This window comes from Citrobacter sp. TBCS-14, assembly GCF_005280805.1.
In the GTDB taxonomy this organism is placed as follows: domain Bacteria; phylum Pseudomonadota; class Gammaproteobacteria; order Enterobacterales; family Enterobacteriaceae; genus Citrobacter; species Citrobacter gillenii.
In genome coordinates, this window is sequence record NZ_SZWM01000476.1 from 241517 (window position 1) to 260838 (window position 19322).

Annotated in this window: 20 protein-coding genes and 3 tRNA genes; 10 read left to right on the forward strand and 13 right to left on the reverse strand. The window is 53.3% G+C overall.

Features of this window, described 5'->3' with window-relative positions; all coding sequences use genetic code 11:
* Nucleotides 1-2 precede the first annotated feature (2 nt).
* Complete coding sequence (gene lplA / locus FDX22_RS18100) at nt 3-1019, forward strand: lipoate--protein ligase LplA (protein ID WP_146717571.1); 1017 nt, start codon at nt 3-5, stop codon at nt 1017-1019.
* Between the two features lie 85 nt (nt 1020-1104).
* On the opposite strand, the gene deoD is transcribed toward lplA, so the two are convergent.
* From deoD to deoC, 4 genes are all read right to left on the reverse strand, one after another.
* Nucleotides 1105-1824 carry a purine-nucleoside phosphorylase gene (deoD, locus tag FDX22_RS18105; RefSeq protein ID WP_000224864.1) on the reverse strand — a complete coding sequence of 240 codons (720 nt, stop codon included), beginning with the start codon at nt 1822-1824 and terminating at the stop codon, nt 1105-1107.
* Between the two features lie 99 nt (nt 1825-1923).
* Nucleotides 1924-3147 carry a phosphopentomutase gene (deoB, locus tag FDX22_RS18110; RefSeq protein WP_096758401.1) on the reverse strand — a complete coding sequence of 408 codons (1224 nt, stop codon included), beginning with the start codon at nt 3145-3147 and terminating at the stop codon, nt 1924-1926.
* A gap of 52 nt (nt 3148-3199) precedes the next feature.
* Entirely contained in the window at nt 3200-4522 is a 1323-nt protein-coding gene (gene deoA / locus FDX22_RS18115; RefSeq protein WP_115259523.1) for a thymidine phosphorylase, read from the reverse strand.
* A gap of 107 nt (nt 4523-4629) precedes the next feature.
* Entirely contained in the window at nt 4630-5409 is a 780-nt protein-coding gene (deoC, locus tag FDX22_RS18120) for a deoxyribose-phosphate aldolase (RefSeq protein WP_222592531.1), read from the reverse strand.
* A 261-nt stretch (nt 5410-5670) separates the two neighbouring features.
* Here deoC and FDX22_RS18125 point away from each other — a divergent pair, with 261 nt between their 5' ends.
* Both FDX22_RS18125 and FDX22_RS18130 read left to right on the forward strand, forming a co-directional pair.
* A complete protein-coding gene (locus FDX22_RS18125) occupies nt 5671-7221 on the forward strand; it encodes a YjjI family glycine radical enzyme (RefSeq protein ID WP_146717572.1) in 1551 nt (516 codons plus the stop codon).
* Entirely contained in the window at nt 7193-8056 is an 864-nt protein-coding gene (locus tag FDX22_RS18130; protein ID WP_146717573.1) for a YjjW family glycine radical enzyme activase, read from the forward strand. Before FDX22_RS18125 ends, FDX22_RS18130 begins: the two co-directional genes overlap by 29 nt.
* 57 nt (nt 8057-8113) lie before the next feature.
* Here the strand turns inward: FDX22_RS18130 and FDX22_RS18135 are convergent, their stop codons facing one another.
* The 8 genes from FDX22_RS18135 to FDX22_RS18170 all read right to left on the reverse strand — a co-directional run bounded on the left by FDX22_RS18135 (nt 8114) and on the right by FDX22_RS18170 (nt 14498).
* Nucleotides 8114-8890, reverse strand: a complete 777-nt coding sequence (locus FDX22_RS18135) for a metal-dependent hydrolase (protein ID WP_146717574.1) — start codon at nt 8888-8890, stop codon at nt 8114-8116.
* The gene (locus FDX22_RS18140) at nt 8887-9960 is read right to left on the reverse strand and encodes a patatin family protein (RefSeq protein WP_096758407.1); all 1074 of its coding nucleotides are present in this window, start codon (nt 9958-9960) and stop codon (nt 8887-8889) included. The genes FDX22_RS18135 and FDX22_RS18140 overlap by 4 nt, the downstream gene beginning before the upstream one ends.
* Nucleotides 9961-10081: 121 nt before the next feature.
* On the reverse strand, nt 10082-10243 hold the full coding sequence (locus FDX22_RS18145) for a DUF1328 domain-containing protein (protein WP_003019081.1): 162 nt from the start codon (nt 10241-10243) through the stop codon (nt 10082-10084).
* 126 nt (nt 10244-10369) lie between these two features.
* Nucleotides 10370-10987, reverse strand: coding sequence for a molecular chaperone OsmY (gene osmY / locus FDX22_RS18150; protein WP_146717575.1), 618 nt, complete (start codon nt 10985-10987; stop codon nt 10370-10372).
* Between the two features lie 305 nt (nt 10988-11292).
* Nucleotides 11293-12882 (reverse strand): peptide chain release factor 3, encoded by a 1590-nt coding sequence (prfC, locus tag FDX22_RS18155; RefSeq protein ID WP_115259529.1) that lies wholly within the window; start codon nt 12880-12882, stop codon nt 11293-11295.
* 92 nt (nt 12883-12974) lie between these two features.
* Nucleotides 12975-13655, reverse strand: a complete 681-nt coding sequence (yjjG, locus tag FDX22_RS18160; protein ID WP_146717636.1) for a pyrimidine 5'-nucleotidase — start codon at nt 13653-13655, stop codon at nt 12975-12977.
* A 14-nt stretch (nt 13656-13669) separates the two neighbouring features.
* Entirely contained in the window at nt 13670-14116 is a 447-nt protein-coding gene (rimI, locus tag FDX22_RS18165) for a ribosomal protein S18-alanine N-acetyltransferase (RefSeq protein ID WP_096758411.1), read from the reverse strand.
* Nucleotides 14085-14498, reverse strand: coding sequence for a DNA polymerase III subunit psi (locus FDX22_RS18170; protein ID WP_096758412.1), 414 nt, complete (start codon nt 14496-14498; stop codon nt 14085-14087). The genes rimI and FDX22_RS18170 overlap by 32 nt, the downstream gene beginning before the upstream one ends.
* A gap of 155 nt (nt 14499-14653) precedes the next feature.
* Between FDX22_RS18170 and rsmC the strand changes: the two genes are divergently transcribed.
* From rsmC to FDX22_RS18190, 4 genes are all read left to right on the forward strand, one after another.
* Nucleotides 14654-15685, forward strand: a complete 1032-nt coding sequence (rsmC, locus tag FDX22_RS18175) for a 16S rRNA (guanine(1207)-N(2))-methyltransferase RsmC (protein ID WP_146717576.1) — start codon at nt 14654-14656, stop codon at nt 15683-15685.
* A gap of 137 nt (nt 15686-15822) precedes the next feature.
* A tRNA-Leu gene (locus FDX22_RS18180) sits at nt 15823-15909 on the forward strand.
* A 29-nt stretch (nt 15910-15938) separates the two neighbouring features.
* Nucleotides 15939-16024, forward strand: a tRNA-Leu gene (locus tag FDX22_RS18185).
* 33 nt (nt 16025-16057) lie between these two features.
* A tRNA-Leu gene (locus FDX22_RS18190) sits at nt 16058-16143 on the forward strand.
* Between the two features lie 39 nt (nt 16144-16182).
* Here the strand turns inward: FDX22_RS18190 and FDX22_RS18195 are convergent.
* Complete coding sequence (locus FDX22_RS18195; protein WP_146717637.1) at nt 16183-16458, reverse strand: DUF1435 domain-containing protein; 276 nt, start codon at nt 16456-16458, stop codon at nt 16183-16185.
* A gap of 216 nt (nt 16459-16674) precedes the next feature.
* Here FDX22_RS18195 and FDX22_RS18200 point away from each other — a divergent pair, with 216 nt between their 5' ends.
* The 3 genes from FDX22_RS18200 to FDX22_RS18210 all read left to right on the forward strand — a co-directional run bounded on the left by FDX22_RS18200 (nt 16675) and on the right by FDX22_RS18210 (nt 19270).
* The gene (locus tag FDX22_RS18200) at nt 16675-17739 is read left to right on the forward strand and encodes a diguanylate cyclase (protein ID WP_115259532.1); all 1065 of its coding nucleotides are present in this window, start codon (nt 16675-16677) and stop codon (nt 17737-17739) included.
* A 119-nt stretch (nt 17740-17858) separates the two neighbouring features.
* Entirely contained in the window at nt 17859-18656 is a 798-nt protein-coding gene (fhuF, locus tag FDX22_RS18205; RefSeq protein WP_135912627.1) for a siderophore-iron reductase FhuF, read from the forward strand.
* Nucleotides 18657-18811: 155 nt separating this feature from the next.
* Nucleotides 18812-19270 (forward strand): YbaK/EbsC family protein, encoded by a 459-nt coding sequence (locus FDX22_RS18210; protein ID WP_115259534.1) that lies wholly within the window; start codon nt 18812-18814, stop codon nt 19268-19270.
* Nucleotides 19271-19322 lie beyond the last annotated feature (52 nt).

Sequence of the window (19322 nt, forward strand, 5' to 3'; positions counted from 1 at the left end):
CCATGACCACATTACGCCTGCTTATCTCCGACTCTTACGATCCGTGGTTTAATCTGGCGGTTGAAGAGTGCATTTTTCGTCAAATGCCCGCCACGCAGCGCGTGCTGTTTTTATGGCGCAACGCCGATACGGTGGTCATAGGCCGGGCGCAAAACCCGTGGAAAGAGTGCAATACCCGACGCATGGAAGAGGATAACGTCCGGCTGGCTCGCCGTAGCAGCGGCGGCGGCGCGGTGTTTCACGATCTCGGTAATACCTGCTTTACCTTTATGGCAGGCAAACCGGAATACGACAAAACCATCTCCACCACTATCGTACTCAATGCCCTGAACGCACTGGACGTCAACGCTGACGCCTCCGGGCGTAACGATCTGGTGGTCAAAACGGCCGAAGGCGATCGCAAAGTTTCAGGTTCGGCGTATCGAGAAACCAAAGATCGCGGGTTCCACCACGGTACGCTGTTGCTGAATGCCGACCTCAGTCGTCTGGCGAATTACCTCAACCCTGATCAGAAAAAGCTTCAGGCGAAGGGGATCACCTCCGTGCGTGGTCGGGTCGCGAATCTGGTTGAACTGCTGCCTGAGATCACTCATGAAAAAATCTGTGAAGCCGTGACCGACGCCTTTTTCCAACACTACGGCGAACGCGTAGCGGCTGAAATTATTTCCCCGGATAACACGCCGGATCTGCCCAATTTCGCCGAAACGTTTGCCCGCCAGAGCAGTTGGGAGTGGAACTTTGGTCAGGCCCCTGCCTTCTCTCATCTGCTGGATGAGCGTTTTACCTGGGGTGGCGTCGAGTTACATTTCGACGTGGAGAAAGGCCATATCACCCGCGCGCAGGTCTTTACCGACAGCCTCAATCCCGCGCCATTAGAAGCGCTGGCGGGCAGCTTGCAAGGGTGTCTGTATCGGGCGGACAGGCTGCAACAGGAGTGCGAGGCGTTGATTGGCGATTTCCCGCAACAGGAAAAAGAGCTACGAGAACTGTCGGCGTGGATAGCGAGCGCGGTACGCTAATAAAAAAGCCCGCTGGCGCTGTGCTTAGCGGGCCTACAAAACCGTAGGCCGGGTCAGACGAAGCCGCCCCCCGGCACTAAAGATATTACTCTTTATCGCCCAGCAGCACGGATTCCAGCGCGATTTTGATCATGTCGTTGAAGGTCGTCTGACGTTCAGCAGCCGTGGTCTGCTCGTGAGTACGGATATGGTCGGACACGGTGCAAATGGTCAGCGCTTTCGCACCAAACTCAGCCGCAACACCGTAGATACCCGCCGCTTCCATTTCCACGCCCAGCACGCCGTATTTTTCCATCACGTCGAACATTTCGCCGTCCGGCGAGTAGAACAGGTCAGCGGAGAACAGGTTGCCCACGCGCGCGTCTACGCCCAGCGCTTTGGCCGCATCAACAGCATTACGCACCATGTCGAAGTCAGCAATAGCGGCAAAGTCATGATCTTTAAAGCGGATACGGTTAACTTTGGAGTCGGTGCAAGCACCCATTCCAATCACCACGTCACGCAGTTTGACGTCCATACGCACAGCGCCACAGGAGCCTACGCGGATGATTTTCTTCACGCCGAAATCGGTGATCAGTTCTTTGGTGTAGATGGAGCAGGATGGGATACCCATACCATGACCCATAACGGAGATCTTACGGCCTTTGTAAGTCCCGGTGAAACCTAACATGCCGCGAACGTTGTTCACTTCACGGACATCTTCGAGGAAAGTTTCAGCAATGTGCTTCGCACGCAGCGGGTCGCCAGGCATCAATACGACGTCAGCGAAATCACCCATTTCTGCATTAATATGTGGAGTTGCCATCTTTTATCCTTATTTCGTTGTTATTGCCTGATGGCGGCTACGCCTTATCAGGCCTACAAAACCGTAGGCCCGGTAAGCTTGCGCCACCGGGCAATTGCATTACAGCATGTTTTTACCGTAGTCCATCGGCGACGTGCCAAAGTAGCTCGCCAGCGTCTGACCGATATCCGCGAAGGTTTCGCGGTGACCCAGTGAACCCGGTTTGACTTTCGGGCCATAGATCAACACCGGAATGTGCTCACGAGTGTGGTCAGTGCCCGGCCAGCTTGGGTCACAGCCGTGGTCAGCGGTCAGGATCAGAATGTCATCTTCCCCTACCAGCTCCATCAGCTCAGGCAGGCGGCGGTCGAACAGCTCCAGGCCTGCGGCATAGCCGGCGATATCGCGACGATGGCCCCAGGAAGAGTCGAAGTCGACGAAGTTGGTGAAGACGATGGTCTCATCACCCGCTTCTTTCATCTCTTTGATGGTGGCGTCGAACAGCGCGTCCAGACCGGTTGCTTTCACTTTTTTAGTGATACCGCAGTTCGCGTAAATGTCAGCAATCTTACCTACAGAGACAACATGGCCTTTTTTCTCGTCGACCAGTTTCTGCAGAACGGTCGCCGCTGGCGGTTCTACGGCCAGATCGTGACGGTTACCGGTACGTTGGAAGTTACCGGCTTTATCACCAATAAACGGACGGGCGATCACGCGACCAATGTTGTAGCCGCCTTCGGTCAGTTCTTCACGGGCGATTTCGCACAGCTCGTAGAGTTTATCCAGACCGTAGGTCTCTTCGTGACAGGCAATCTGGAACACGGAGTCAGCGGAGGTATAGAAAATCGGCTTGCCGGTTTTCATATGTTCTTCGCCAAGTTGATCCAGAATGACCGTACCGGAAGAGTGGCAGTTGCCGAGGTAGCCCGGCAGGTTGGCGCGCTTAACCAGTTTGTCCAGCAGCTCCTGCGGGAAGCTGTTTTCATGATCGGAGAAGTAACCCCAGTCAAACAGCACCGGCACACCGGCGATTTCCCAGTGACCAGACGGCGTGTCTTTGCCGGAAGAGAGTTCATGCGCCCATGCGTAGGCACCGATCACTTCTGCATTACCGTCCATTCCGGCGGCAATTTTACCTGTAGAACCTTCGTGAGCTTTCACCAGGCCCAGACGGGTCAGGTTAGGCAAATTCAGCGGACCTTTGCGACCATTGTCAGCTTCGCCTTTCGCACAGGCTTCTGCAATATGCCCCATAGTATCGGCGCCAACGTCGCCAAAGCGGTCAGCGTCTTCAGTCGCACCTATACCAAAGGAGTCCAGCACCATAATAAATGCACGTTTCATATTATTCTCCGTACCTTTTGCGCCGCAAAAAAGCGATCAGATCAGTATACAGTTATTCGGTTATACGACGATAGACTGTCGGTGTAATTTCTGGCGCTTTGTCGTCAAGACTGATTGCCGCTTTGACCGCTTTCGCCGCTTCCTGCCAGCTGGCTTCATCTTTGGCATGGATCACCGCCAGCGGACGCTGCCCGTCTACGCTGTCGCCCAGACGCGCCATGTCGCTAAAGCCGACGCTGTAATCAATGGTGTCCGATGCCTGACGACGACCGCCGCCCATGGAAACTACCGCCATCCCCAGCGCACGGGTATCCATTGCGCTAACAAAACCTTCGGTATCAGCATATACCGCTTTGCTGAGCATTGCCGTCGGCAGATACTTCGCATAATTTTCCACGAAGTCGGTCGGACCTTTTTGCGCCGCGACCATGCGACCAAAAATTTCCGCCGCTTTACCGTTATCCAATACCGCCTGCAGCTTGGCGCGGGCTTCGGCATCGTCTTTCGCCAGTTTGCCGGAGATCAGCATTTCCACACTCAGCGCCATGGTGACGTCTAACAAACGTGGATTGCGGTATTCACCGGTCAGGAACTGCACGGCTTCGCGGACTTCTACTGCGTTACCGGCGCTGGAAGCCAGCACCTGGTTCATATCGGTTAACAGTGCGGTGGTACGCACGCCTGCCCCGTTCGCCACGCCGACAATTGCTTCAGCAAGGGCTTCTGAAAGTTCGTAGGTTGGCATAAAGGCGCCGCTACCAACTTTCACGTCCATGACCAGCGCATCCAGCCCTTCCGCCAGCTTTTTCGCCAGGATCGAACCGGTGATCAGCGGAATGGAATCCACCGTCGCGGTAATGTCGCGGGTGGCATAAAAACGTTTATCCGCCGGTGCGAGCGAGCTGGTTTGCCCAATAATCGCCACACCCACGTCTTTAATAATTTCACGGAAACGCGCGTCATCCGGGAAGATGTCAAATCCCGGGATCGCTTCCAGTTTATCCAGCGTACCGCCGGTATGACCCAGACCCCGCCCGGAAATCATCGGAATATAGCCGCCGCATGCTGCGACCATTGGACCTAACATCAGTGACGTTACATCACCCACGCCGCCGGTAGAGTGCTTATCCACAATCGGGCCGTTCAGCTGCAGACTCTTCCAGTCCAGCACGGTTCCTGAATCACGCATTGCCATGGTCAGCGAAACACGCTCAGGCATTGTCATATCGTGGAAGAAAATGGTCATCGCCAGGGCGGCGATTTGCCCTTCAGAGATGGTGTTGTCGCGAATACCGTTAATAAAGAAACGAATTTCTTCATCACTCAGCGCATGACCATCACGTTTTTTACGAATAATTTCTTGTGCGAGAAACAAGGGAACCTCCCGATTATGGGCCGGGTAAGCAATGCGCCACCCGGCAAGTCGTATTCATGCCGGATAGAAGCTTGCGCCTTATCCGGCCTACGATGGGCAATAAAAACTTAGTAGCTGCTTGCGCTCTTACCGTCGCCGTGACCCAGCGCCTTCAGCAAGCTTGCCAGCAGGCTGGATGCGCCAAAGCGATAGTGACGGGAATCCGCCCAGTCTGCGCCAAACAGTTCATCAGCAATGGCGAGGAAATGCTGCGCGTCTTCCGCAGTACGCACGCCGCCAGCCGGTTTGAAACCAACGGTTTTCGAAACGCCCATATCGCGGATCACTTCCATCATGATGCGTGCGCTTTCCGGCGTCGCATTAACCGGGACTTTACCGGTAGAGGTCTTGATGAAATCAGCCCCTGCTTTGATGGAGATTTCAGATGCTTTGCGAATCAACGCTTCTTCTTTCAGTTCACCGGTTTCGATGATCACTTTCAGCAGCACGTTTGCCGCTGCACACGCCTCTTTACAGGCTTTCACCAGGTCAAAACCGACCTGCTCATTACCGGCGATCAGCGCACGATACGGGAATACCACATCAACTTCGTCTGCGCCGTAGGCAATCGCTGCACGGGTTTCTGCCAGCGCAATATCGATGTCATCGTTGCCGTGCGGGAAGTTGGTTACCGTTGCAATACGGATATCCGGCGTGCCCTGCTCGTTCAGCGTTTTACGCGCAATAGGGATGAAACGCGGATAGATACAGATTGCCGCCGTGTTACCCACTGGGGTTTTTGCCTGATGACACAGCGCGATCACTTTTTCGTTGGTGTCGTCATCATTCAGGGTGGTCAGGTCCATCAGTTTCAGGGCACGCAGGCTGCTTGCTGTTAAATCGGTCATAACATTCTCCAACGGCATCGCCGTATAAAATTTCACCTTGCGAGTTTGTTAGTATTCTAACATCCACTCGCCATTACACTTCGATATACATCACAGTTAATGAAAACCACATACAGATTTGCATTACTCTAATGAGATCTACTTCAAATAATTGAGCTTTACTGGCGAGAAGCGATGGCATCAGGCGCATCCGGATCAAAAGTTAAGGATCGGTTGCTTCCTACAATGCTGCTTAACCTTCGGCACATAAAGGAATCGACGATGCCCACTTCAAGCGAACTCGCGCTGCAACAGCGCTGCCAACAAATCGTGACCAGTCCGGTGCTCAGCCCTGAGCAGAAACGCCACTTTCTGGCGCTGGAGGCAGAAAACGCACTGCCTTATCCGCAGTTGCCTGCTGAAGCACGCCAGGCGTTGGATGACGGGGTTATCTGCGATATGTACGAAGGTCATGCCCCGTTCAAACCACGTTATGTTTTGCCCAATTATGCGCATTTTCTGGCCAACGGTTCAGCCTGGCTGGAGCTGGAAGGTGCACAGGATCTTGATGACGCCTTATCCTTGCTCACCATTCTGTACCACCATGTTCCATCAGTGACATCGATGCCGGTGTACCTTGGTCAGCTCGATGCCCTGCTGCAACCGTATGTTAGAATTCTAACACAAGAAGAGATCGATATTCGAATAAAACGTTTCTGGCGGTATCTCGACAGAACCCTGCCAGACGCCTTTATGCATGCCAATATTGGCCCGGCCGATACGCCGATCACCCGCGCCATTTTACGTGCAGATGCAGAGCTAAAGCAGGTCTCGCCTAATCTTACCTTTATTTATGATCCACAAATCACACCTGACGACCTGCTGCTGAACGTGGCACAAAATATTTGCGAATGCAGTAAACCGCATATTTCCAACGGTCCTGAAAATGATAAAATTTTCACAAAAGGCCATTATGGCGTCGTCAGTTGTTACAACTCGCTGCCGCTGGCGGGCGGCGGAAGTACGCTGGTTAGGCTGAATCTGAAAGCCATCGCAGAGCGCAGCAGGTCTGTCGATGACTTCTTTACGCACACCCTACCGCACTATTGCCAGCAGCAAATTGCCATCATTGATTCACGGTGTGAATTCCTCTATGAGAAATCACATTTCTTTGAGAATAGCTTCCTGGTGCAGGAAGGGTTGATTGATCCCGAACGTTTTGTGCCGATGTTTGGTATGTACGGCCTGGCGGAGGCGGTAAACCTGCTGTGTGAGAAGGCCGGGCTACACGCACGCTACGGCAAAGATGAGAGCGCTAATGAGATGGGCTATCGGATCAGCGCCCAGCTTGCCGACTTTGTGGCCAACACTCCGGTGAAATACGGCTGGCAGCAGCGGGCGATGCTGCATGCGCAGTCGGGGATCAGTTCAGACATTGGCACCACGCCGGGCGCGCGTCTGCCGTATGGCGACGAGCCGGATCCTATTACTCATCTGCAAACCGTGGCCCCGCATCACGCGTATTATCACGCCGGGATCAGCGACATCCTCACGCTGGATGAAACCATCAAGCGTAACCCACAGGCGCTGGTACAGCTTTGCCTGGGCGCGTTTAAAGCCGGAATGCGTGAATTTACCGCCAACGTCAGCGGTAACGATCTGGTCCGCGTCACCGGTTATATGGTGCGCCTGTCGGATCTGGAAAAATACCGTGCCGAAGGCTCACGCACCAACACCACCTGGCTGGGCGAAGAGGCCGCTCGCAATACTCGCATTCTGGAACGTCAACCTCGCGTGATGAGTCATGAACAGCAGATGCGCTTCAGTAAGTAGGCTGATCCCTTTCTCCTGCGTCGACGGGCCGGGCAGTCGCCTGGCCCTGTTCCTGCAAGGGTGCAATCTGCGCTGTAAAAATTGCCACAATCCGTGGACGATGGGGCGCTGCAACGATTGCGGGGAGTGCGTACTGCATTGTCCACATGACGCCTTAAGTCTGAGTGCGGGAAAAGTGTGGTGGCAGTCCGATGTTTGCCAGCAGTGCGACATCTGCCTACAAATGTGCCCGCAGCAGGCCACGCCAATGACGCAGACGATGAGCGTCGATGAGGTGCTGCGTCACATTCGTAAGGCATCGTTGTTTATTGAAGGGATAACCGTGAGCGGCGGTGAGGCGACAACGCAGCTTCCTTTCGTGATTGCGCTGTTCTCAGCGATCAAAGCCGATCCGCACCTGCAACACCTGACCTGCATGGTGGACAGCAACGGCATGCTGCGTGAAACCGGCTGGGAGAAGCTGCTGCCGGTTTGCGATGGTGTCATGCTGGATTTAAAAGCCTGGGACAGCGCATGTCATTTACAGCTCACCGGGCGCGATAACGCGGCAATCAAGCGCAGTATTCGCTTTCTGGCCGAGCGGGGAAAACTGGCGGAGCTTCGCCTGCTGGTCATTCCCGGACACGTTGATTACCTGCAGCACGTTGATGCGCTGGCCGCGTTTATTCACCGCCTGGGCAACATCCCCGTGCGGCTTAACGCGTTTCATGCGCATGGCGTGTATGGTGAAGCCAAAGCCTGGCCGAGCGCGACGCCAGAGGACGTGGAAGAATTGGCAAAGGAATTACGGGCACGCGAGGTTGATAACCTGATTTTCCCGGCGTTATATCTGTGACTTGCCGGATGCGACGCCAAAGCGTCTTATCCGGCCTACAAGCGGCGTCGCCCGCAGTCAAACATTAAACAACGTCGTCGTATTGCGATACAACGCCTCGGCGATGACCTCTGCGGGCTCCGGGCGCAGCTCACATAATACTTCAAACACCCTGGTGACCTGCTCCGGGCGATTGGGCTGACCCTGAAAGCCGTTGAGCGGCATATCCGGCGCATCGGTTTCCAGCAGCAAGGATCCCAGCGGCAGCCGCGCCATCACCTCGCGCGTTTTGCTGGCACGGGGATAGGTAATGGTTCCGCCCACGCCAATTTTATATCCCAGCTGCACAAAGCGTTCCGCCTGCTGCAAGCTCCCGGCAAAGCCATGCACTACGCCGGTACGCGGTAGCGCATGGCGCTTAAGGTGCATCGCCAGTTTGTCATGAGTACGTCGTGAATGCAGGATCACCGGCAGTTCGTAGCGCTTCGCCAGTTGAAGCTGCGCGTCCAGCATCCTTTCCTGCTTGTCGAACTGCGGATCATCACGATACAAATCCAGTCCTATCTCCCCTACCGCCACCACCTTCTGTACACGCTTTTCCAGCGCCTGTTGCAACTGGTCCAGGGCATCATCGTCATGATGTTCCATCACAATCGGATGTAAACCCAGAGCTGCAAATAGCGGGGGGTAGGTTTGCGCCAACGCCAGCACGCGGTAAAAGTTCGCCGCCTCGGTCGCCGGCACAATAATGCGGCTCACACCGGCTTCAATTGCCCGCTGAATGCTTGCAGGTTCGTCGCCGGTGAACGGCGGAAAATCAAAATGACAATGCGTATCGATAAACCGATAGCTCACGCCAGATCCTCATGGCTAAACGTCGTGTCGTTGGCCTGAGGTGCATCGGCCACCACCGGTATAAGGGCATCGTTGGCAACCGGTGCCGGAGGGACCACCACCGGTCCAGGCACCATAATCTTCGGCGTCTGGCGGGGCAACGGTGTGTTTTTCGCCAACAGTTTACCGACGGTCGCCAAAAAGTAACGTCCACACAGGCGTCCGGTTTTGTAGTCTTCCCGCAGGGCCGGAATTCGGCTTCCCAGCGCCATACTGTGGAGCGGCTTGGGCGGATAGATCTCAAAGATACGCAGCTTACCCGGAGGTTTTTCAATAAAACTCTGAATGGCGCGGTAGCTGGCCTCATGATGCTGCACCAGATTGACCAGCGGTTGCAGGCTGCTTTCCCCCAGCCAACGTTCCATGCGTTTGAACCACTGCGGGGTGTAGTACATTTGCGAGGGCACGGTGCGGATCACCACCAGCGTTTTGGCCCCCTGCTTTACCGCCTGCTGAACGGGGATGGCGTCACTGACCCCACCGTCCAGATAGTTCACGCCGTCCAGCGCTACCCCGCTACGATAAAATCCAGGAATGGCGCTGGACGCACGCAGAAGGTCGAGCCAGTTTTGTCGGTTCGGCGAAAAATAACCCGGCGTGTAGTCATCTCCGCGACAGGCGCACATGTAAAACGCTTTTCCCGCGGCAAATAACTGTTCGGCATGGTCTATCGCCAGCGGCATCTGCGCGGCGGTGGCCTCTACCAGCCAGTCGAGATCGATGAGATTTCCCCCGCGCACAAACCGCACCGGGTCAAAGAATTCACGTCGGGTGGTGTAGCGCATAATCACTTTGCGCCCGTAACCTGGCTGGTTACAGAGATAGGCCGACAGGTTTTGCGCACCAGCGGACGTCCCGTAGAAGAGATCAAAAGGATTAAACTGCGCGCGCATAAACTCGTCCAGCACGCCCGCGGTAAAAATGCCTCTTTGCCCTCCGCCCTCGCACACCAGCGCCATGCTGCCGGGTTGAAACGGACGTAACGATAACGGCGCAATATTACCGAGCGTGACGGGTATTCTCTGCCCCACCTCTGCCTTCCTGTTTTTTTTATGATAGAGCGACAAAGTAACGCAAATTACGTATCACTAAAACCGTAAAAGCCAGTCCGCTGGACTGGCTGAGTAGCAATTTTTCTTTACGGTTTACCAACTAGGGTCGTTTACGCCCGGTAAACAGGCTGACCAGGAACAAGATAATCCCCACCACGAAGACAATTTTCGCTGCACCTGCAGCGGTACCCGCCAGTCCACCAAAGCCCAGAGCGGCGGCAATTAACGCGATAACCAGAAATATGATGCCCCAACGAAACATACGCTTCTCCTTTACCATAGTTAATGTCAACCGCTTGATATGGGCGCTCAGGCCGCCCATTGCGATATTTTAGTGTGGTGCACAACGCGCCTTCCGACAAATATCAGGTTGGCGAATTAAGTCGAATTACTGAGTTTTGAGGTCGTTTTTAACGCTTTTCACGCCATCAACGGCTTTGGCGATACTCTCAGCGCGCTCGATTTGCGCCTGTGAGTCAACGGTGCCTGAAAGCTGAACCACGCCATCGGTGGTCTCCACTTTCACTTTGCGAGAAGGAACGATGTCATCAGCCAGCAATTTGGCTTTGACTTCACTGGTGGTTGCCGTATCACCCGCATAGCCTTTTACAGAAGTGCTTTTGCTGTCACGCACGTGCAGTTTGTCGCTCACGGAGGTAACTCCCTCAACGCCTTTCGCCACTTTTACCGCTTCTTCTGCCTGCGCCTGGCTTTCAACAAATCCGCTTAACGTGACCACTTTCTGATCTGTTTTAACCGAGATATCGGTGCTCGTAATGCTTTCGTGATCGACCAGCGCGGCTTTCACTTTTGCGGTAATGGAGCTGTCATCCATGAAATCGCCGACTTTATTCATCGAGCTATCAACTTTCTGCCCTGCGCTTTCAAGACCGGATTGCCCTTTATCGGTGGTCGCGTTTTCTGCAAATGCAGACCCCGTGGCAACAGCAGACGTCAGCATCACAGCCAGCAGCGTTTTTGAGATCTTCAGTTTTGTCATTGTCATCGATTTAATCCTTTTTTTGCTCATATCGATGCTCTGCCGCTTATCGGGCTGAGCCAGCAACTAATCTCGTAATCAAAATAAATATCAGCTAAAACAACTAAGATGAGAAAGTAACGTAGAATTTAAAGCCGATATTTATGTCATCACATTGTTAAATATAGATCACAATTTTGATACCGCAGGCAAATACGGTCAAAAAATAGGCAAAATGAGGAAAAAGTGCGGGATTTAAGAACATTCCGTAAGGGATTAATAAGGCAGGGAAAGTCGCAGGGCACGGCATAAGCCGCACCCTGGAAGGTCGATTAGTGTTCGCGCGTTTTACGGAACGTCACGTCCGGATAACGTTCCTGGGTGAGGTTCAGGTTAACCATGGTCGGGGCGATATAGGTCAGGTTATCGCCGCCATCCAGCGCCAGCTGAATTTCGTTTTTACGCTTAAACTCTTCGAATTTCTTCACGTCTGAGCATTCTACCCAGCGCGCGGTCGCCACGTTGACCGATTCGTAGATCGCTTCAACGTTGTATTCGCTTTTCAGGCGGGAAACGACGACGTCAAACTGCAGCACACCAACGGCACCGACGATCAGGTCGTTGTTGGCAATTGGACGGAAGACCTGCACCGCACCTTCTTCAGACAGCTGTACCAGCCCTTTCAGCAGCTGTTTTTGCTTCAACGGATCTTTCAGGCGAATACGACGGAACAGTTCTGGCGCGAAGTTCGGAATACCGGTGAACTTCATCATCTCACCCTGGGTAAAGGTGTCGCCAATCTGAATGGTGCCGTGGTTGTGCAGACCGAGGATATCGCCCGGGTAGGCTTCTTCCACGTGAGAGCGGTCACCCGCCATAAAGGTCAGCGCATCAGAGATCACTACGTCTTTACCAATGCGCACCTGACGCATTTTCATGCCTTTCTCGTACTTGCCGGAAACCACACGCATGAACGCCACGCGGTCGCGGTGTTTCGGGTCCATATTGGCCTGAATTTTAAACACAAAACCGGTGAATTTCTCTTCAGATGCCTCAACGATGCGGGTGTCGGTTTTGCGCGGCATAGGCGCAGGCGCCCACTCCACCAAACCGTCAAGCATATGGTCAACGCCGAAGTTACCTAACGCGGTTCCGAAGAACACCGGAGTGATTTCACCGGCGAGGAACAATTCCTGGTCGAACTCGTTAGACGCGCCCTGCACCAGTTCCAGCTCGTCGCGCAGCTGCTGCGCCAGGTCTTCACCGACGGCGGCATCCAGCTCCGGATTATTCAGGCCTTTAACAATACGGACTTCCTGAATAGTGTGACCTTTACCGGTCTGGTACAGATAAGTTTCGTCTTTATACAGGTGGTAAACACCTTTGAACAATTTACCGCAGCCAATCGGCCAGGTAATTGGCGCGCAGCCAATTTTCAGTTCGTTTTCGACTTCATCCAGCAGCTCCATCGGATCGCGGATATCACGGTCGAGTTTGTTCATGAACGTCAGGATCGGCGTATCGCGCAGACGCGTTACTTCCATCAGCTTACGGGTACGGTCTTCTACACCTTTCGCGGCGTCGATAACCATCAGGCAGCAGTCCACCGCCGTCAGCGTACGGTAGGTATCTTCCGAGAAGTCTTCGTGCCCTGGGGTATCCAGCAGGTTTACCAGGCAGTCATGATACGGAAATTGCATCACAGAGGTGGTAATAGAGATACCACGCTGCTTTTCCATCTCCATCCAGTCTGATTTCGCGTGCTGGTTAGAGCCGCGGCCTTTAACGGTACCGGCGGTCTGGATTGCCTGTCCGAATAACAGCACCTTTTCGGTGATCGTCGTTTTACCGGCATCCGGGTGAGAAATAATGGCAAAGGTGCGGCGTTTGGCCACCTCTTGCAAATAAGGAGACAACGTCATAGTTCAATCTTCTTGAGTAAGCGCGGCTCTACGTCACGCATGTTGAATACGAAAAATTGCGGCTATTTTACCCATCAATGGGGGGGAGGCAATCAGTGTTTACACAGGAGTTGTTCCAGTTCGCTTAATGAAGCCACGGTCCAGGTCGGTTGAATGCCCACCGGCTGTTCGCGTTGGTGCGAATTTAGCCAGCAGGTTGATAGCCCGGAATTGATGCCACCCAGAATATCGGACTCCGCCGTGTCACCCACCATCAGCACGCGGGAGCGTTCGGGATTGCCCGCCTGCTCCAGCGCATAATCAAAAATACGCGGGTCGGGTTTTGCTACACCAACCTGCTCAGAAATAACCATCAGGTCAAAATAATCGCGCAGACCGGTGCGCTCAAGACGGATTTGCTGCAACGCGGTAAACCCGTTGGTAATAATACCGATTTTCGTTTTGCCACGAATCGTATTCAGCAGCGACACCGCACCTGGCAACGGAGAGCAGATTTCTGCCATCGCATTAATAAACGCATCATTGAGCGACCCAGGCGGCACGTTCAGACGCTCAGCCCAGCTCAGGAAGCGGGCATGCTGCAGTTGTAATGAGGTGATCGCACCGTTTTGATAATCCACCCACAGCGGTTTATTCACGGCCTGGTAGTCCTGAAAATCCTCAGCGGTAAAGGTAATGCTGTAGTCAAGAAACATCCGCTGTAGGCCGGTAAACGCGTCAAATGTGAACAGCGTTTCGTCGGCATCAAAGAAAATCCAGTCCCACTTCTTCATCATTACACCTTGTCTTACATACTGATTGGCAATGCCATAATAATGGCGTCTTCGTGGCCGTCGGCTGTCGGGTAGTAATTGCGGCGGATCGTCGCCTCGTTAAAGCCCAGGCTTTCGTACAGCGCAATCGCCGCAGCGTTCGAGGCGCGAACTTCTAACCACAGCGTCAGAATGCCGCGTTTTTCCAGCTCGTCGATCAGGTACTCCAGTAGCTCACGTCCCAGTCCCCGTCGCTGAAAATCAGGATCGACGGCAATGTTGAACAGCGTGGCTTCATCCAGCACGACCTGCGTTATCGCAAAGGCGGCCATCGTTCCATCAACGGTTAACTGATAGTTGAGATAGCGATCGCCCTGGTTGCTGGCAAATGTTTTTTCGCTCCATGGAAAAGCATGGGCGCGTTTTTCAATCTGAAATGCTGCGGGTAAATCAGTCGGATTGAGGGAAGAAATCGTGTTCATATGCGCAGATTTGTTGCCATAAGGCGGCGCGTGCCGCTGGGTTTTCCCGTAATTCATTAAACGCAGGACTGGTGACCTGAGCGCCATCCAGTTGCAGAGGCTCTTCGGTTCCCAGCCGCCAGCTATTACAGCGACTGCCTTGCGGCAGCATGGCGACACGGTCTGGCGTCAGTTGTAAAACCTGATCCGCACTGACGGTCAATGCGCGTAAAATATCGTTCATCAACGGTTCGGTTAACGCGGGTGGCTCCGCCGCAACCATCACCAGACGGACGTGCGCAGGAATGGAAATCGCGATCTCCCCTTGCAGTGCGCCAGGACGGCGCAGCGACCACTGCGTAATGCCCAGTTGCTGTAACTGCCAGTCTCGTCGGGATGTCATAGCGAAACACTCCTGTCTATCAGGGGCGCAAATATAGCAAATCTGTCGAATCTACGCCAACAAACAACGATACACGACATCCCGCAGGCCGCCTTGATTCAGCTTGACTGATTTTGTGTATATAATCGCAACCTGTATAAATTGAGGAGCATTCCATGTCTGCTTTTACCCCGGCAAGTGAAGTCTTGCTGCGCCACAGTGATGATTTCGAACAAAGCCGTATTCTGTTTGCCGGTGATTTGCAGGATGACCTGCCTGCCCACTTCGAAAGTGCCGCCAACCGCGCACATACCCAACAACTCCACCACTGGCAGGTGTTAAACCGCCAGATGGGCGATAACGTACGCTTTAGCCTCGTAGCCCAGGCCGAAGACGTTGCGGACAGCGATACGCTGATCTATTACTGGCCGAAGAATAAGCCGGAAGCCCAGTTCCAACTGATGAACATTCTGTCGCTGCTGCCAGTCGGCACCGATATTTTTGTCGTTGGCGAGAACCGCAGCGGTGTACGCAGCGCGGAGCAGATGCTGGCCGAATTCGCGCCACTGAATAAAATCGACAGCGCACGCCGCTGTGGTCTCTATCACGGTCGCCTGGAAAAACAGCCGGTCTTTGATGCCGAAAAATACTGGGACGGGTACAGCGTCGACAACCTGACCATCAAAACGCTGCCGGGCGTGTTCAGCCGTGACGGCCTGGATGTCGGCAGCCAACTGCTGCTCTCAACCCTGACGCCGCACACCAAAGGTAAAGTGCTGGATGTCGGTTGCGGGGCGGGTGTTCTCTCCGTAGCCTTAGCCAGTCATTCACCGAAAGTGCGACTGACCCTGTGTGATGTCAGTGCATCCGCGGTTGAAGCCAGCCGAGCTACGCTTGCGGCAAACGGAATTGAAGGCGATGTCTTCGCCAGCAACGTTTTTTCTGACGTGACCGGTCGCTTTGACATGATCATCTCCAACCCGCCGTTCCACGACGGGATGCAAACCAGCCTCGATGCCGCACAAACTCTGATTCGCGGCGCGGTGCGTCATCTGAACAGCGGCGGTGAACTGCGTATTGTGGCCAACGCCTTCCTGCCGTACCCGAAAATTCTGGATGAGATGTTTGGCTTCCATGAAGTCATCGCCCAGACCGGTCGTTTTAAGGTGTATCGCACGGTAATGACCCGCCAGGCAAAGAAAGCCTAACGGAAATCACTCACGGCCATGTACGTGGCCGTTTTTGCGCCAATCAACCCAGACCGCGTAATTAGCTATTGACGAAAAGTTGAAAACCACTAGAATGCGCCTCCGTGGTAACGATACTTTTTGAGTGTCGATGGTATGCGAAGGTGGCGGAATTGGTAGACGCGCTAGCTTCAGGTGTTAGTGTCCTTTCGGACGTGGGGGTTCAAGTCCCCCCCCTCGCACCATAATCCACGTTTGATATTGCTCGCACTGGGCGAAGGTGGCGGAATTGGTAGACGCGCTAGCTTCAGGTGTTAGTGTCCTTAGGATGTGGGGGTTCGAGTCCCCCCCCTCGCACCAACGAGGCGATATCAAAAAAAGTAAGATGACTGTGCGAAGGTGGCGGAATTGGTAGACGCGCTAGCTTCAGGTGTTAGTGTCCTTAGGATGTGGGGGTTCGAGTCCCCCCCCTCGCACCAATTATCTTATTTTCCTCTCGATTATCTTCCTTGCTTTGTTCATCCCTGATTCCAGTTCATCATCATCAGAACCACACCGGCGATCACTGCTGCGCATGAAGGCAGTAAAACAAAATGCCGTAAACGCTTGTGGTACAGCATCAGTGAAGTTAACAGTAATCCTAATACAATCATCGCTTTCCATGCGTGAACTGACAGGTCAGTAAAAGCCAGACCCGCAATGAATATCCCCGGCAGCAGCACACCCCATCCACTGCCCAGCGCACGTTGCAACATGGTTTCACCTATGACATTGGTAATGATAACCAATATCATATGATATATTTTCTCATTTGTCAGCGGGGAGGTACTATCAATTATATGAGTTTTACTTAACGATTGATGACATGAATAATTTAAGGTGATAAATTGCTCGCCGGTTAGCTTTTCAACTAAAAACAATAAAGACCCCGGCTAATGATACCTCGTTCGTTATTTGTTTTATTTACCAACACACATTCGTATATAGCAGATAAATAACAACATTTACCTATGACAGTACAATCCTGGCGAACGCTACGCACCAAAAAATATCAACTCTCTTTACGACTGTTTCTGCTGCTCAACGCAGTCTCCGCACTGTTTACACTCTTTTTTCCACTTTTTGCCGTTAAAGCGTTATCAGAACCGGCGTTGACGATACTCGTGATGAGTACACTGTTGCTGGCATGGCATGGGAAATATGCGGATAAACGAATTAATCTTCCTTTTATTTCACTCGCTTTTGGCTTGTTGTGGGCATTACATATTTCCTTGAAATATAACGCACTAGGTCATAATGATTATTCTTTTCTATTGATAGCGCTGCTCAGCGTACTGTTTATTGGATCAATTGCTTTTGCCAATAATATCATCGCCTTTACCTTCCATTCACTCCCCTCCGTTGCCGTCTGCTTGTGGCTGAACGGCAGCGAACATGGACTGCGCGTGATCTATTTTATGGCGCTGCCGATGGCCGGGATCGCCATTCAGCACGTGATACAAAAGCGCTATGACGGTTTTGCTCAGCAACTGATGTACAAGCTACTGGAAGAACGGGAAACGCTAAACGGTCTCAGTATGCTCGACCCGTTAACCGGGTTGTATAATCGCCGGGGACTGCAACACCGACTCGATACGCTGCTGGCCCTGAGCAACGCGAAGCATTACGTGCTGCTGCTGGATATCGACCATTTCAAAGCCTATAACGACCATTACGGGCATATGATGGGTGACCAGGCGCTGATCCGTGTTTCTGCCGCCATTCGGGATTCCGTACGCTCACGGGATGTGGTGGCACGCTTTGGCGGCGAGGAATTTATGGTTTTACTGACAGCAGTCGATCCGCAGCAGGCACAGGCCGCCGCCGAGCGTATTCGCCAGAAAGTCTACGATCTTAAAATTCCCCACATGTTTAACGAAAACGTGGCCACCAACGTGACCGTCAGCATCGGCATTGCGCCGTTGGTGGATCAGGATATTGATGCCGCAATAAGCAAAGCGGATAAAGCCCTTTACGAAGCCAAAAATCAGGGACGCAATAACACGCTAGTCAGCGATGAACTGCGGATAAACTAACCCCTGCCTACGCTATCCGTGCGCTGCCTCCCGACACCACGACAAAGATCTTGCCATCGCCAGCCCTCGCCTATAGGATTGGCAATCATTATCATTTAGATTAACATCCTTATATAGCTATGGCTTATCGTTCCGCACCGATCGTTGAAATCGTTGAAGATGTCATCTGGCGCAGCCACCTCCCTACGGAGATGCCGTCGCTGGCCGATTCAGTGCGTGCAACCATTGCTCAAACCCGTGAGCACCTACTGGACTTCATTCGTCTTGATGAAACACCGCCACAAGGTGCCATGACGCTGCATGAATGGGCCCAACCCGCCACGCTGCGTTCACTCCTGGCAGTTTATTCCGATCATATCTATCGCAATCAGCCCACGTTAACTCGTGAAAACAAACCGCTGATTTCACTCTGGGCACAGTGGTATATCGGCCTGATGATGCCCCCGCTGATGGTGGCGCTGCTGACGCAAAAAGACGCCATTGATGTTGCACCCGAACATATGCACGTCGAGTTTCACGAAACGGGTCGTGCAGCCTGCTTCTGGATAGACGTTCACCCCGACAGGCAGACCACCGCCCGCTCCCCACAACAGCGGATGGAAACACTGATTCTTTCTGCACTGACGCCGGTTGTCCGGGCGCTGGAAGCAACGGGAGAGATTAACGGCAAGCTTATCTGGAGCAATACCGGATACTTAATTCACTGGTATTTGACAGAGATGAAGCCGCTGCTGGGTGATGAACTACTGGCAGCGTTGCGCCAGGCCTGCTTCTTTGAGAAACAACTCACCTGTGGCGAGGATAATCCACTCTGGCGCACCGTGGTGCCACGTGACGGGCTGTTAGTCCGCAGAACCTGCTGCCAGCGCTACCGTCTGCCAGACGTCCAGCAATGCGGCGACTGTACGCTGAAATAAGCGAGAATCCTCCCCCTCACCGCTCGTCTTAAACGTCCTGCTGATGTTGCTTTGTTGTAACAATATAATATTTACAGCCACGCTTCCCCTGTGACAAATTACGCCATGCGGTTTTCTGCCGTGCAGAACTGCGCGTACGCTATCGGGAGAAAAGAATGAGTTTGCAATCAGTACGGCAATTTTTGGCGGAACATGCCCCGGATATTGAAATCATTGAACTGGACCAGAGCACGGCCACCGTCGATCTGGCAGCGAAAGCCCACAATGTCGAACCCGGACAGATCGCTAAAACGCTTTCTCTAAAAGTAAAAAATGACATTATCCTGGTCGTCGCCAAAGGCGATGCCCGTCTGGATAATAAGAAGCTAAAAGGTACGTTTGGCGCGAAAGCCCGCATGCTGAGTAGTGATGAAGTGGTCAACGCAACGGGACATCCGGTTGGTGGCGTCTGCCCTTTTGGACTGGAGACCCCCATTTCAGTCTACTGTGATATCTCCCTGAAGCATTACGCTGAAGTCCTACCCGCAGCTGGAGCCACGCACAGCGCAGTGCGTATCACGCCAGACAGAATGGCTGAACTGACTTCTGCTACCTGGGTTGATGTCTGTCAGTAACGAATACCCACCCTGGTGCCGGAGAGTGAATCCGGCACACGCGTAATCGCCC